We start from the raw sequence: 13,886 nt of genomic DNA, 5'->3' as shown, positions 1-13,886 counted from the left end.
AATTAAAAAAAACTAGTGTTAATGCCCATTTTAGGGCTTTATATCATTTATAATGAATATTACAAGAGAAAACATTGATGCATTAAATGCTGTAGTAAAAATAGATATCGCTAAAGAAGATTATAGCGCTAAAGTTGAAAAAATATTAGTAGACTACAGAAAAACAGCTAACATCCCAGGATTTAGAAAAGGTCAAGTACCAATGGGAATGGTAAAAAAACAATACGGTAAATCTGTATTAGCTGACGAAGTAAACAAAATACTTCAAGAAGCACTAAGCAAATATTTAGCTGAAGAAAAATTAGATGTGTTAGGGCAACCATTACCTAAACAACAAGACGAAATAAACTGGGATTCAGATTCTTTTTCATTTGAATTTGAATTAGGTCTTTCTCCAGAATTCAGTGTGGATTTAACAAGTAAAAAAGCCATTACACATTATAACATCGTTGCTGATGATAAAATGATTGATGAGCAAGTTGAACGCATCCAAAAACAATACGGAAAAATTACTCCTGAAACTGAAGTTAAAAAGGATAGCGAAATTACTGGAACCTTCAAAAACGAAGAAAAAGAAATAGACAATACGCTAACTGTAACTTTAGATCAATTTAAAGGTAAAGCAACTGAAAAGAAATTTATCGGTGCTAAAGTTGGTGATGTTATTACATTAAAAACTAAAGGATTATACGCAGATGATCATGAGTTAATGAATGCTTTAAAAGTACCACATGATGATGCACATGGATTAGACATCGAGGTAACTTTTACAATTAACGAAATTAATAGTCGTGCGTTAGCAGATTTAGACCAAGAGTTATTTGACAAATTATTTGGTAAAGATGGTGTAAAATCTGTATCAGAATTAAAAGCGAAGATTAAGGAAGATGCTGAAAAGCAATTTGTACAACAATCTGACCAAAAATTATTAAACGATGTTACAGAATACTTAGTAGACAATACTAAATTTGATTTACCAGCAGCATTCCTTACAAAATGGATGCAAGTAGCAGGTGAAAAGGAAATGGATGAAGCGACTGCAAAAGAAGAATACGAAAAGTCAGAAAAAAGCTTACGTTACCAACTTATCGAAGGTAAATTAATGGCAGACAATGATCTTAAAGTAGACTTTGAAGACGTAAAAACTAATGCTAAAGACATGATCAAAATGCAAATGGCACAGTTTGGACAACTTAATCCTTCTGATAAAGAATTAGATGATATTGCTGCACGTGTATTAGGTAATCAAGACGAAGTAAGACGTATTTCTGAACAAGTTGTAAGTCAAAAATTACTTAACCTTTACAAAGAAAAAGCAAACATCAAGGCTAAAGAAATGTCTTATGAAGCTTTTGTAAAAGAAGTTTACGGTGACAAATAATAAACCTCACTTTTTGTTTTTATCATTTTGATAAGATTGTATTAGTACAGGTTTAACAAAATAATCATTATCTTTAGGCGTTGTTTAGCAAGACTAAACAACGCCTAATTTTTTCAATAAAAATAACACTTATTCAAACTATGGATTACGGAAAAGAATTCGAAAAATTCGCTATAAAGGATCAAGGTATAAGTAGTACATATTACAATAAAATTATTAGTAGTATGTATCCTACTAACTTAACGCCTAACATTATTGAAGAGCGTCAAATGAACATCGCTATTTTTGATGTGTTTTCGCGTTTAATGATGGACAGGATTATATTTTTAGGAACAGGAATTAATGATCAAGTAGCAAATATTATTCAAGCACAATTATTGTTCTTAGAAAGTACAGATGCTAATAAAGACATTCAGATATACATTAACTCTCCAGGAGGAAGTGTTTACGCTGGATTAGGTATCTATGATACAATGCAATTTATTAAACCAGATGTCGCTACTATTTGTACAGGTATGGCTGCCTCTATGGGTGCTGTTTTATTATGTGCTGGAGCTAAAGGTAAACGTAGTGGTTTAACGCACTCTCGTGTTATGATTCACCAACCTTTAGGTGGTGCTCAAGGACAAGCTAGTGATATAGAAATTACTGCACGTGAGATCTTAATACTAAAAGAAGAACTTTATAACATTATTAGTAAGCATTCTGGTCAAGATTACGACAAAGTATATGAAGATAGTGATAGAGATTACTGGATGAAAGCTGATAAAGCTAAGGAGTACGGAATGATTGACGAGATTTTAGCTCGTAAGTAAAAATTATATAATAGTGAGTTATAAGTTTTTGTAAAACACAGAAACTTATAACTAATCACTTTTAACTATAAAAGATGGCAAAGGAAGAATTAGAATGTTCATTTTGTGGTAGAAAAAAACCAGAAACCAGCTTATTAATAGCCGGTTTAGATGCGCATATATGTGATAGATGCATACAACAAGCTCATGGAATTGTTTTAGAAGAATCTAAGGAAGAAGACTCCAAAGATCTTTCAGCAGAAATGATGCTTAAAAAGCCTAAAAAGATTAAATCATTCTTAGACGAATATATTATTGGTCAAGAATACACTAAAAAAGTAATGTCTGTAGCAGTTTATAACCACTACAAACGTTTACTACAGCCACCAACTACAGATGATATAGAGATTCAAAAATCTAACATCATAATGGTTGGACAAACAGGAACAGGAAAAACATTAATGGCTAAAACCATTGCAAAAATGTTAAATGTCCCGTTAGCAATTGTTGATGCAACAGTATTAACAGAGGCTGGTTATGTTGGTGAAGATGTAGAAAGCATTTTAACACGTCTTTTACAAGCTGCCGATTATAGTTTAGAAAAAGCAGAAAAAGGAATTGTTTTTATTGACGAAATAGACAAGATTGCACGTAAAAGTGATAATCCATCTATAACAAGAGACGTTTCTGGAGAAGGTGTGCAACAGGCCTTATTAAAACTTTTAGAAGGAACTGTAGTTAACGTTCCGCCAAAAGGAGGACGTAAGCACCCAGACCAAAAATTTATAGAGGTTAATACAGAAAACATCTTATTTATTGCAGGAGGTGCTTTTGATGGTATAGAACGTGTTATTTCTAAACGTTTAAACATGCAAGCAGTTGGATATAGCGCTTCTATTAAAGAAGATGTTGTAGATCATGACAACCTGTTACAATATATTATCCCAAAAGATTTAAAAGATTTTGGTTTAATACCTGAAATAATTGGACGTCTTCCCGTTTTAACTTACATGGATCCTTTAGATGGTAAAACATTAAGAGCGATACTTACTGAGCCTAAAAACGCTATCATTAAACAGTATAAAAAACTGTTTCAAATGGATGATATTGAATTAAGTATTACAGATGGTGCTTTAGAGTTTATAGTAGGAAAAGCTATCGAGTATAAACTTGGTGCACGTGGACTACGTAGTTTATGTGAAGAAATACTAACTGACGCTATGTTTGAGCTTCCTGGAGGCGATATTAAAAAACTTAATGTTACAAAAGCATACGCAGAGCAAAGGCTTAGTAAAACAACAATTAAAAAACTTAAAGCAGTTTCTTAATTAAAGAGTATACAAACAATAAAAAACCACTTTAGACAAATGTTTAAAGTGGTTTTTTATTTTTAATTATAACTGTCCAGTTATAAAGTTTCAGTTTTAGAACAATTACTGTTTGTTATTTTACAATCTGTACAATAACCATCTCCTGCACTATCACGTTTAGGATTACAACCTCTTCTGCATCCATTACATACAATACTAGAGATTGGATCTTGCACTCTTAAACTGTAACCGTCTTTTAATTTTAAAACATCTATTCCGATAGTTAAAGGTTCTTTAGTTTGATTACAATACCCTTTGACTATCAACATAGGAAACCCGTTATTGTCAATTGCTTTTAACAAACTAAAGTCCGATACAACTATATCGTAACCAGTAAGTAAACCAATACGCTTTGTTTTAAAAATAACTAATTGTTTTTTAATATCATCTTTAAAAATAAAACCATCTTTTTCTTTTCCAATAATTAAATCATCACTTAGCTCTATATTATTAATTTTCTTAAAATTTTCAAAGTTAGCATCTAATTCCTTCAATGCTTCTCTAAATAAGAATTTAGATTGAATCTCTACACTATCAATAGAACTCTCATTTTTTTGGTTTTGATTTTCATCAGAACAAGCAAAAAACATACTGATTATGAATAGGTAAGTGATTTTTTTAAATAATGACATAATGTTTAAAATTTATAATTATAAACTCCAAGTTAAAGTTAAACAAATTTATTTTACAATATTTTAAATAAAAACAATAAAAAACCACTTTAGACAAATGTTTAAAGTGGTTTTTTTGATTAAACTCAATGTGACCTTCCCTTAAGCCAGATTAATAGCAAGCCTAAATTAACATTTATTTAACTGATAACCAAATAAATAGCAGGTTATTTTGATAATCGAAAGAATCGCTTTACAAAAAAAAATTCACTCCCTTTATTTAAATGTTACTCTATTATTTATTTAATATTAAAAGTTCGTCTATATATTGACGTGTATTAGATAACCTTGGTACTTTATGTTGCCCTCCTAATTTATTGTTTTGTTTTAACCAATCATAAAACAACTGCGTTCTAGCAACATGTATTTTTGGTTTGTTTAAGGTCATATTATTATAACGCTTCGCTTCATAATCTGAATTTAAACTTTTAAGTGCATTATCAAACAACTCATTAAAGTAATCAATGTCCTTAGGCGGTGTTTTAAACTCGATTAACCACTCATGCGCGCCTTTCTCTTTACCATCCATAAATATGGGAGCAGCAGTGTAGTCTACAATCTCTGATTTTGTTTTTTTACATACCTTTTTTAAGGCATCTTCTGCATTTTCAATAATCAACTCTTCTCCAAAAACATTAATATGGTGTTTTGTACGACCTGATACTTTTATACGATACGGACTAATAGACACAAATCTAACTGTGTCCCCTATTTTATAGCGCCAAAGACCAGCATTAGTTGTAATAACTACCGCATAGTTTTTATTAAGCTCTACCTCACTTAAAGGAATGACTTTTTGATCTAATGTCCCATAATTATCCATTGGAATAAATTCGTAAAAAATACCATAGTCCAACATTAATAATAAATCTCCTGAGTAGTTTTGATCCTGAATAGCAAAAAAGCCTTCCGATGCATTATAGGTTTCGTAGTATTTAAAATCTTTTTTAGGTAAAATGTTTCGGTATTGCTCTATGTATGGGTTAAAGCTAACCCCACCATGAAAATAAACTTCCAGGTTTGGCCACACATCAAACAAACTTGTTTTATCTGTTTTGTCTAATACATTATTTAATAGCACCAACATCCAACTAGGCACACCAGCCAAACTAGTCACATTTTCATTAATGGTTTCATTTACCACAGCAGCCATTTTAGTTTCCCAATCACTCATTAAACTAACCTTACTACTTGGTGTACTACTAAATTCTGCCCAGAAAGGCATGTTATCTATTAAAATAGCACTTAAATCTCCAAAAACGGTACCGTTTTCTTTATACAATTCTTTACTTCCACCTAACCGTAAACTTTTACCTGTAAATAATTGGGAGTCTTCATTGTTATTTAAATACATGCAAAGCAAATCTTTACTTGCTGCATAATGGCAATCCTCCAAACTATCTGTGCTTACTGGAATAAATTTACTTTTAGCATTGGTAGTTCCACTAGATTTTGCAAACCACTTAATTGGTTTAGGCCAGAAAATATTATTTTCTCCTTGTCTAGAGCGTTCTATCTTATCTTGAAAATCTTCGTAAGTTGTGATGGGGACACGTTTGGCAAACGTCGCGTAGTTTTTTATTGAAGCAAACTCGTGTTGCTTACCAACTTCGGTATCTTTTGCTATGTCCAATAAGCTAAATAGCAACTCTTGTTGCACCTCATTTGGATACTTTAAAAACAACTCTATTTGATGAAAACGTTTCTTTAAAAACCATGAAGCAATAGAATTAACAAGAGGAATTGACATAGTTATTTGTATCTTTAAGTTTTAAAAATAATACTTTTTTTTATGACCTACCAAGGTGTATTGACAAAAATGCAAACGGAGTTTACTAAACCCATTAATTACTATCTAGTATTTAAAAATGACTTTATAAACCTTAATCAATTATTAAACAAAACCTTAGAATTTAGTTTTGTAAAATACGAGTGTTTAAACTGCCATTTAGACAAGCCTATTTATCGTCAAGGGTTTTGTAAAAGTTGCTTTTTTGAGATCCCGCAAGCAGCAGATTGGATCATGAAACCCGAATTAAGTAAAGCACATTTAGGTATTGAAGAGCGTGATTTAGACTACGAAAAGCAGGTCCAACTAAAACCGCATATTGTGTATTTAGCTAATTCTAGTAATGTAAAAGTTGGAGTAACTAGAAAAGGACAAGTCCCTACACGATGGATAGACCAAGGCGCGCATGAAGCTATAGAAATTGTAGAAGTCCCTAACAGATATCTTGCTGGTATTACTGAAGTTGCTTTAAAAGATTATGTTGGTGACAAAACCAATTGGCGCACGATGTTAAAAAATGAGATTAAAGATGAAAATTTAATTGAATGGCGTGATAAGCTGAAACAATACATTCCTGACGAAGCCCAACAGTATTATATTGAAGATAATGAAGAAACCAATATTGAATTTCCGGTATTGCGCTACCCAACAAAACCGAAGTCTTTAAATTTTACAAAAACAGCACATTACACTGGTGTTTTAAAAGGAATTAAAGGTCAATATTTGATTTTTGAGGATGATACTGTTTGTAATATTAGAAGTAATGAAGGACTTGTTGTTAACATAACTATTTTGTAATTATTACAATTGTGTAACGACTTAATGTATATGAATACATTAATTTTTGTTTACAATGCTGACTCTGGAATTAAAAATCTGGCAATAGATATTGCGCATAAATTATTTAGCCCAAAAACATATGCTTGTAATTTATGCGCATTAACTTTTAATACATTTTCTGAAAATACGATTTGGAAAGATTTTAGAAATAGAACCAATTTAAATATTGTGTTTTTACATACGGACGAGTTTAAAACCAAACACCCCAATCACGCTTTTGAATACCCGATTATTTTAAGCAAAAACAACAGTACTCTTGACGTCTTTTTATCTAAAGATGACATCAATGCACTATCCACAGTTGAAGAACTAATCCTTAATATTGAATCTAAATCTTGCGACATGCTGCGTTAGCGGTAGTAATGGCATCCTTTTTTTGCTGCCATATATGGCAAAAAAAGATATAACCCTTCGACTACGCTCAGGATAAACTCCGACGCGACCCTTGTGGTAACGCCCAACTTTAGCAAGCTAAATGCGGAAAAAAACTACTCTTTAAACCATCCGGAGTATTTGACGTAATTATCAGCAATACGGTTTATCTCACCATTGATTAACTCTTGACTAATATCTTTTACTTTTTTTGCTGGCACGCCTGCATAAATACTTCCTGACTCTACGGTTGTATTTTGAGTGACAACTGCTCCGGCTGCGACAATACTATTACTTTCTACAACGCAATTATCCATTACAATACTTCCCATACCTATCAAAACATTGTCATGAATTGTACATCCATGGACAATAGCATTGTGACCAATGGACACGTTATTACCTATTATCGTAGGGTATTTTTGATACGTACAGTGTACAACTGCACCATCTTGTACATTAACTTTATCTCCTAATTTTATGTAATTAACATCACCGCGTAATACGGCATTAAACCAAATACTACATTGCTTACCTATTTGGACATCTCCAACAATGGTTGCATTTTCTGCGATGTAACAATCTTCTGTTATTTGTGGTGCTTTACCGTTTACTGGTTTTATAATTGGCATGTGTTATTTATTTTATTGTTCTCGATACTTTTATTTGTGCTTCTCAAAACACTAAAACTAGTGTCTTGGGTTATTTAAAGTAAGATAATAGGTCTGATTTTTTAGAGGCAGATACCATAATTTCTTTTCCGTTGCTTAAAACAACACTTCCGCCTTTTCCTTTTATGTATTTAACAACCTCGCCCACGTTAACAAGGTAACTTTTGTGGACACGTGCAAATCCTGATGGCGTTAATGCGTCTTCAAAATATTTTAGTGTCTTACTAACTACTTTCTTTTTATTGTTGTTTAAATAGATCTCTGTGTAATTATCGTCTGCTTTACAATACAATATGTCTTTGGTGTTTAATACTTCAAATCCGTCTTGTTGTGGAATGGTTATTTTGCCCGCTACGGTATTGGTTTTTGGGATTAAGACCTGGTCCTGCAAAGCATCTTCCTTTGACTTAATTTCGGAAACATAGTCTACAGCTTTAATTAACTCGTCAATATCTATCGGTTTCATTAAATAATAGGATGCGTGTGCATTTAAAGCATCCATTGCATAATTATTGTAAGCGGTTACAAATACTGTTTCGAAATCACGATCACCAACTTTGTCTAACAAATCAAATGCGTTACCATAAGGCATCTCTACATCCAGAAATACTAAATCCAAATCTAATGTACGAATCAACTCCAAAGCCTCATTAATATTAGCTGCTTCGCCCAGAATATTGACTTTAGGGCAGTATTTGGTTAAGTAGTTTTTTAGTATTGCTCTACTTTGGGCTTCGTCTTCTACTAGTATTGCGTTTAGTGTCATGTTATTCTTGTATTATGTACTGTCCTTTTCTCTTTATTAATTTACCACATAGGTTAGACTTGAGAATCAAAATTCTATTTGGAGGTCCATCTAATATTTTTGTATTAACGTCTGCTAGATTAATGAAATATACTAAATAATAATTTGGGTTATTAAAAATAAATTTTTTCAACAAAAATTCATCTACAAGAATACCATCCATAATTATTAAATCTAATTTTCTGTTTAAATTATCACCATAGTTAATTAACTCTTCATAAGAATTAATACTAATAGGTGGACTTAATGCTGTTTCTTGACATTTTTTTTGATAGGTAGATTTACAACCTAGTAACAAAAAACAGAAACTAGAAATTAGTATTATAATTTTCATTTTTAATCCTTCTTTATAATTACTACCACCTTAGTTCCCACATCTCCTTCAGTCCCATTATCATCTATAAGCACATCTACTTTGTCTTTATACATCTGATTTAAAATAGATACTCGTTTTTTAATATTACCTAAGCCTTTAGAGTTGTGCTTTTGTTGATTTTCGGTCTTTAAACTTTTAGACTTTTTACGTCCAATACCATTATCTGCAATAGTAATTGCAATAACACCTTTTTGCTTTTTGGTTATCGAAATATGTAATAACCCCATGTCTTCTTTATAACGTAGTCCATGCCAGACTGCATTTTCTATATAAGGCTGAAGTAACATAGGCGGAATCTGATATGCTTCGATATCTATAGTTTTATCAACGTCTATTGTATATTCAAACTTATCCTTAAACCTAAAATGCTCTAGTTTGGTATATAATTCTATCAATTCGATTTCTTTTTGAAGCGGAATAAAATCTTCTTCAGAATTCTCTAAAACAGCGCGCATTAATTTTGAAAAATCTGAAAGGTATTTATTTGCTGTACGCTCGTCATTAGTAGAAATAAAACTATTAACCGAGTTTAATGCATTGAAGATAAAATGCGGATTCATTTGACTTCTTAAAGACTTTAAAGCTAATAAATTGTTGGCCAATTTTTGCTGTTTAATATACTTGTACATTAAATACGCAGTTAAAGCTAGCAAGAATAAACCACCTATTAAAGAATAAATAATTAACTGTTGTCTCTTGTTTTTTTCTTCGGATAACTCGACTTGACTTAGCGTTAATTTACGATCGGTTTCTAGTGTTGTAATTCGGTTTTGCTTTTCTGTAATGCTTTTATTAAAGCGCGCTGCTTGAGATATTTCCTGTTCCTTTTTAATATAAAGTTGATCAACCGTTTTTACATATTCGTCAAAGGTTTTTTTAGCTTCACTAAAATTACCGGATTCCACATAGGCATCAGTCAACTTTTTAGTTGCATCCTTTTTAACTGTTAGATCTTCTTTTTTATCCGCTTCTTCTATACTTTTTTCTAAATACGGAATCGCTTCTTTATAGTCTTTTTGCAAAAAATAAGCATTCCCAATTTTATAGTTTTGCTTTTGTTTGGTAATACTACTTTCATTAGCAATAATAGAATCCTTTTCTATGACATCTATATCTTTAATAATTTCTTTTCTAGTTGCAATTTCCTCATCATAAGATTGATTTACATTTTGGAAATCTGCAAACTTAACTTTCTGTTCTACTTCTCTAGTTTTATTTTCCTGAGCAGCCATAACAACAGAGTTTTCCAATAACACTTCTGCTTTTCTCTTTTCACCTTCCGTATTATAAACGGTACCTAATTTAGAATTTAAATCGGTTATTTTGAATTGAATTTTATTGGTTGTTGCTATTTTTAAACCTTCAGTATAGGCTTTTGTAGCTTTACTGTTTTCGTTAATCATAGCATAGACATCTCCTAAACCTTCGTAGCGTATTACCTTTTGATTTTCGGATAAATTATTAGTCTTTAATTGATCATATATTACTAAACTTTCTTGATGGTTGTTATTATAAAAATAAGCTTTTGCTAGTTTTAAATTAACATCAGTAGTGCTTACATTATTTAAACTAATCCTATAATTGGTAATTGCCAAATCGTATTGTTTCCAATACATATAAACATCTCCTAAAACCTGAAAAGCTTCTGCGTTTTGTTGTACCGAATTACTTTTTGGGAGACCATCAGCTATAAATTGAATACTTTTTTCAGCTGAAATTTTCTTATAATATAAAGCTGAGTCTATTGCTGTTTTAAAACTACTTTCTTTAATTGCTATTTTGGAAGACACAGAATCATCACCAACCGTTTCCACCTCTACCCTAATATCATCATTGCTTTTTACAGTATAGTAAATGGTTTGAAAGTCTTTATGACTTATCATGATTTCGTCTTCATATTTAACCTTAATCTTAAACCGACCACTTATAGTTGTACTAGTATAAGCACCTCCGTTAACTTGCACATTAACACCAGATATAGGATTAAAACTATTACTTTCTACCACGACCCCTTTCACCTCAAAAGAGGCATCTAAGGGCTTACCCAACTCTTGTTGTGCAACTACTCCCAACTGAGATATAAGACCTAGTAAAAGCGCAAGTAATAACTTAAGGTTTTTCATTTAATATATTTATAAAACATAAACTTACGCACTTTAAATCATTAAATAAAATGCGTTTTTCTGATACAACCATCAAATAGAACTAAATAGTAGACTTAACTCATTTACATTCCAAACTGACTCATTTATCATACCCGTTCACTCATTATAGATTGTTAGCAAAAAAATAAAAAGCATGCTTAACTTTTGGGCATAAAAAAAGCCTCGATACAATCGAGGCTTTTTTTATATAAGGATTATACTAGTTGATCGCAGGACAATCACAACTGTATCTTGCTTTACCACAATTAAAATTATACCCCAATGTTAATTGATGGAAACCACCATTATTAAATACTACTGAGTTAGATTGGTAGCTATAAGTATATGCAAACATAAAGTTATTAACCTCTACACCTAAAATTGGTGTAATGTATTGTAATTTTTGACTACTAATTCCTGATCCATCAACAAATTCGGCACCATCTAAAGAACGTCTGTAAGACAACCCTCCCCAAACTTTACCAAAATCCATTGGCTTGTATGCTTTTACGTTTAAATCAAAAGAAGATTCTTCTGTAGCATCTCTATACATAAACATTGCAGACGGTTCAAAACTCCAATCGCTACCTGCCAATTGAAACGTATTACCTACAGATACAATGTACGTTCTTAAATTATCATAACTTAACCCTTGCTCGTTAAAATTAACTCCTTCATTTTTCAAAAGGTTTTTAACAGTTGCATGCGCATAAAAGTTATATAAGAAATAAGAAAATCCTAAGTCTACATTAAAATTAGTTGCAGATTGCTCTATTCCAGAAATTATTGGATCAAATCCATCAGCTAAAAAGCTAGTTTCGTCTAATTTATATTGTATTGCTCCCGCACTTAAACCAAAAGATAATTGGTTTAAATCCGTCGTACTTCTAGAAAACATTAAATGGTGTGCGTACGTAAAGTATGCTCCCGTTTGCGAGTGGTACCCATTTTTATCGCTATAAACAATAGCTCCAATTCCTGATTGTGTATCACCAATCCTACCGTTAACACTAGCTGTAACAAGTTTAGGAGCATCATCATCTCCAAACCACTGCTGTCTACCCGTTATTCTAATTTTGGCGCAATTTGCTGCACCAGCCATAGAAGGGTGAATTAAATAGTAATTATCCGTTAAATAATCAGAGTAGATAGGTAATCCCTCTTGGGCTGTGGAAAATTGACTGCTAAATAAAGCAACAATTGCTATTAAAAATACATTTTTTAATCTCATAATTCTTATTTCGAGGTCGGTCGGTCAATAAATAGCAATGCTATTATGGTTATAACTCATTTTTAACTTAAAAAGTACAAATCAGTCTCAAATATATAAATTTACTGCTTAAATCGTCACTCCTAAAAGTTAAAGGTTCAAGATAAAAATGTTTTCTTAAATAAACTATAAAAATTTTAAAAATTGACAGTTCTATAAAATTCAAATATAGTAGACACCTACACTTTTCTTTAGTATTTTTGCAAAAAAAAAGTTACTATGAGCAATTTCAAAGTTTCAATTCAAGAAACCTCAAATCCAACTATAATTAAATTTGAACTTAATCAGTTTATAACTAAACATCAAAGTTTTGAATTTAACAACATTGACGAAGCAAAGGATTCTCCTTTAGCCCAACAACTGTTCTATTTACCATTTGTAAAAAAAGTATATATCTCTAGTAATTTTATTGCTATTGAACGCTTTAATATCGTGGAATGGGATGCAGTTAAAAATGAAGTATCAGAACAAATAGAATCTTATTTAAATGAAGGCGGATCGGTTGTGTCTGATTCTGCTGAAACTAAAAAAGTTGCGGTTACCGTTTACACGGAAAGCACGCCAAACCCTTCAGTATTAAAATTTGTGGCTAACAAAAAATTAGTTACTGCATCTTACGAATTTACATCTATCGAAACTGCGAAACCATCACCAATGGCAACTGCTTTGTTTCATTTCCCGTTTGTAAAAAGCGTGTTTTTTGATGAAAACTTTGTATCCATTACAAAATATGATATCGCTGAATGGAGTGATATCTCTTTTGAACTAAGAGAATTTATAAGAACTTATATTGAAGATGCAAAAGAAATTGTTTCTCCAGACGCTCCTGAAGTTGTAGAAAAATCGATTGAAAAAGTTGAAGCACATTTTGAAACACTTGATGACACCTCTAAAGAGATCATTAACATTTTAGAAGAGTATGTTAAGCCTGCAGTTGCTAGTGACGGAGGAAATATTCAATTTGAATCTTATGATGAAGCAACAAAAACTGTGAAAGTAATTTTACAAGGTGCTTGTAGTGGTTGTCCATCATCTACTTATACTTTAAAAAGCGGAATCGAAAACATGCTAAAAGAAATGTTAGCAGGTAAAGTTGATTCGGTTGTTGCTATAAATGGTTAATTTCAACCTATAAAACAAACTGTTTATCTATTGTTTTAAATTATTATCCCACACAAATTATTGATAATTGTATTAATATTTGTAATTTTAAGGAAGAATCAATAATTTAAAAAAACAATATCATGGCAGTATTAAAAGTAATTGAAGTATTATCAAACTCAGAAAAAAGCTGGGAAGACGCAACTAAAAAAGCAGTAAAGCATGCTTCTAAAAGCGTTAAAAACATTAGATCTGTATATGTACAAGATCAAAGTGCTAGTGTTAAAGATGGCGAAGTTGTT

General features: G+C 31.4%; 14 protein-coding genes. 7 read left to right on the top strand and 7 right to left on the bottom strand.

What is annotated here, in order from left to right:
- The first annotated feature begins 52 nt into the window (after nucleotides 1-52).
- The 3 genes from tig (at nucleotide 53) to clpX (ending at nucleotide 3,503) form a co-directional block, all read left to right on the top strand.
- Nucleotides 53-1,381: a trigger factor gene (gene tig, locus BMZ09_RS14230; protein WP_090841821.1), complete on the top strand. Its 1,329-nt coding sequence runs from the start codon at nucleotides 53-55 to the stop codon at nucleotides 1,379-1,381.
- Between the two features lie 140 nt (nucleotides 1,382-1,521).
- Nucleotides 1,522-2,196 carry an ATP-dependent Clp endopeptidase proteolytic subunit ClpP gene (gene clpP / locus BMZ09_RS14225; protein WP_090841819.1) on the top strand — a complete coding sequence of 225 codons (675 nt, stop codon included), beginning with the start codon at nucleotides 1,522-1,524 and terminating at the stop codon, nucleotides 2,194-2,196.
- A gap of 74 nt (nucleotides 2,197-2,270) precedes the next feature.
- Entirely contained in the window at nucleotides 2,271-3,503 is a 1,233-nt protein-coding gene (clpX, locus tag BMZ09_RS14220) for an ATP-dependent Clp protease ATP-binding subunit ClpX (protein WP_090841817.1), read from the top strand.
- 80 nt (nucleotides 3,504-3,583) lie between these two features.
- Here clpX and BMZ09_RS14215 read toward each other — a convergent pair whose 3' ends face one another.
- Together BMZ09_RS14215 and BMZ09_RS14210 are read right to left on the bottom strand one after the other, a co-directional pair.
- On the bottom strand, nucleotides 3,584-4,177 hold the full coding sequence (locus tag BMZ09_RS14215; RefSeq protein WP_143067833.1) for a hypothetical protein: 594 nt from the start codon (nucleotides 4,175-4,177) through the stop codon (nucleotides 3,584-3,586).
- A gap of 274 nt (nucleotides 4,178-4,451) precedes the next feature.
- Entirely contained in the window at nucleotides 4,452-5,966 is a 1,515-nt protein-coding gene (locus tag BMZ09_RS14210) for a GH3 auxin-responsive promoter family protein (RefSeq protein WP_090841813.1), read from the bottom strand.
- A gap of 42 nt (nucleotides 5,967-6,008) precedes the next feature.
- Here BMZ09_RS14210 and BMZ09_RS14205 point away from each other — a divergent pair, with 42 nt between their 5' ends.
- Nucleotides 6,009-6,803 carry a DUF2797 domain-containing protein gene (locus BMZ09_RS14205; RefSeq protein WP_090841811.1) on the top strand — a complete coding sequence of 265 codons (795 nt, stop codon included), beginning with the start codon at nucleotides 6,009-6,011 and terminating at the stop codon, nucleotides 6,801-6,803.
- 30 nt (nucleotides 6,804-6,833) lie between these two features.
- Nucleotides 6,834-7,199: a hypothetical protein gene (locus BMZ09_RS14200; RefSeq protein WP_090841809.1), complete on the top strand. Its 366-nt coding sequence runs from the start codon at nucleotides 6,834-6,836 to the stop codon at nucleotides 7,197-7,199.
- Between the two features lie 134 nt (nucleotides 7,200-7,333).
- Here BMZ09_RS14200 and BMZ09_RS14195 read toward each other — a convergent pair whose 3' ends face one another.
- The 5 genes from BMZ09_RS14195 to BMZ09_RS14175 form a co-directional block, all read right to left on the bottom strand.
- A complete protein-coding gene (locus BMZ09_RS14195) occupies nucleotides 7,334-7,849 on the bottom strand; it encodes a gamma carbonic anhydrase family protein (protein ID WP_090841807.1) in 516 nt (171 codons plus the stop codon).
- A gap of 70 nt (nucleotides 7,850-7,919) precedes the next feature.
- Nucleotides 7,920-8,654: a LytR/AlgR family response regulator transcription factor gene (locus tag BMZ09_RS14190; RefSeq protein WP_090841805.1), complete on the bottom strand. Its 735-nt coding sequence runs from the start codon at nucleotides 8,652-8,654 to the stop codon at nucleotides 7,920-7,922.
- Nucleotide 8,655: 1 nt separating this feature from the next.
- Nucleotides 8,656-9,027 (bottom strand): hypothetical protein, encoded by a 372-nt coding sequence (locus BMZ09_RS14185; protein ID WP_090841803.1) that lies wholly within the window; start codon nucleotides 9,025-9,027, stop codon nucleotides 8,656-8,658.
- Between the two features lie 2 nt (nucleotides 9,028-9,029).
- Nucleotides 9,030-11,192 carry a histidine kinase gene (locus BMZ09_RS14180; RefSeq protein WP_090841801.1) on the bottom strand — a complete coding sequence of 721 codons (2,163 nt, stop codon included), beginning with the start codon at nucleotides 11,190-11,192 and terminating at the stop codon, nucleotides 9,030-9,032.
- 241 nt (nucleotides 11,193-11,433) lie between these two features.
- Nucleotides 11,434-12,444: a PorP/SprF family type IX secretion system membrane protein gene (locus tag BMZ09_RS14175; RefSeq protein ID WP_090841799.1), complete on the bottom strand. Its 1,011-nt coding sequence runs from the start codon at nucleotides 12,442-12,444 to the stop codon at nucleotides 11,434-11,436.
- Nucleotides 12,445-12,702: 258 nt separating this feature from the next.
- On the opposite strand from BMZ09_RS14175, the gene BMZ09_RS14170 reads away from it, so the two are divergent.
- Both BMZ09_RS14170 and BMZ09_RS14165 read left to right on the top strand, forming a co-directional pair.
- Nucleotides 12,703-13,605, top strand: coding sequence for a NifU family protein (locus tag BMZ09_RS14170; RefSeq protein WP_090841797.1), 903 nt, complete (start codon nucleotides 12,703-12,705; stop codon nucleotides 13,603-13,605).
- Nucleotides 13,606-13,727: 122 nt separating this feature from the next.
- Nucleotides 13,728-13,886, top strand: a 159-nt coding sequence (locus tag BMZ09_RS14165; protein WP_090841975.1) for a dodecin family protein, incomplete at its 3' end; no start/stop codon positions are given.

Source organism: Olleya namhaensis, from assembly GCF_900114005.1.
Taxonomy (GTDB): Bacteria; Bacteroidota; Bacteroidia; order Flavobacteriales; family Flavobacteriaceae; genus Olleya; species Olleya namhaensis.
This window is presented reverse-complemented; position numbering and strand designations above follow the sequence as displayed.

Excerpts from the sequence above, each read along its gene's own strand:
- tig (WP_090841821.1), top strand. The coding sequence starts at position 53 with ATGAATATTACAAGAGAAAACATTGATGCATTAAATGCTGTAGTAAAA.
- clpP (WP_090841819.1), top strand. The coding sequence starts at position 1,522 with ATGGATTACGGAAAAGAATTCGAAAAATTCGCTATAAAGGATCAAGGT.
- clpX (WP_090841817.1), top strand. The coding sequence starts at position 2,271 with ATGGCAAAGGAAGAATTAGAATGTTCATTTTGTGGTAGAAAAAAACCA.
- BMZ09_RS14215 (WP_143067833.1), bottom strand. The coding sequence starts at position 4,177 with ATGTCATTATTTAAAAAAATCACTTACCTATTCATAATCAGTATGTTT.
- BMZ09_RS14210 (WP_090841813.1), bottom strand. The coding sequence starts at position 5,966 with ATGTCAATTCCTCTTGTTAATTCTATTGCTTCATGGTTTTTAAAGAAA.
- BMZ09_RS14205 (WP_090841811.1), top strand. The coding sequence starts at position 6,009 with ATGACCTACCAAGGTGTATTGACAAAAATGCAAACGGAGTTTACTAAA.
- BMZ09_RS14200 (WP_090841809.1), top strand. The coding sequence starts at position 6,834 with ATGAATACATTAATTTTTGTTTACAATGCTGACTCTGGAATTAAAAAT.
- BMZ09_RS14195 (WP_090841807.1), bottom strand. The coding sequence starts at position 7,849 with ATGCCAATTATAAAACCAGTAAACGGTAAAGCACCACAAATAACAGAA.
- BMZ09_RS14190 (WP_090841805.1), bottom strand. The coding sequence starts at position 8,654 with ATGACACTAAACGCAATACTAGTAGAAGACGAAGCCCAAAGTAGAGCA.
- BMZ09_RS14185 (WP_090841803.1), bottom strand. The coding sequence starts at position 9,027 with ATGAAAATTATAATACTAATTTCTAGTTTCTGTTTTTTGTTACTAGGT.
- BMZ09_RS14180 (WP_090841801.1), bottom strand. The coding sequence starts at position 11,192 with ATGAAAAACCTTAAGTTATTACTTGCGCTTTTACTAGGTCTTATATCT.
- BMZ09_RS14175 (WP_090841799.1), bottom strand. The coding sequence starts at position 12,444 with ATGAGATTAAAAAATGTATTTTTAATAGCAATTGTTGCTTTATTTAGC.
- BMZ09_RS14170 (WP_090841797.1), top strand. The coding sequence starts at position 12,703 with ATGAGCAATTTCAAAGTTTCAATTCAAGAAACCTCAAATCCAACTATA.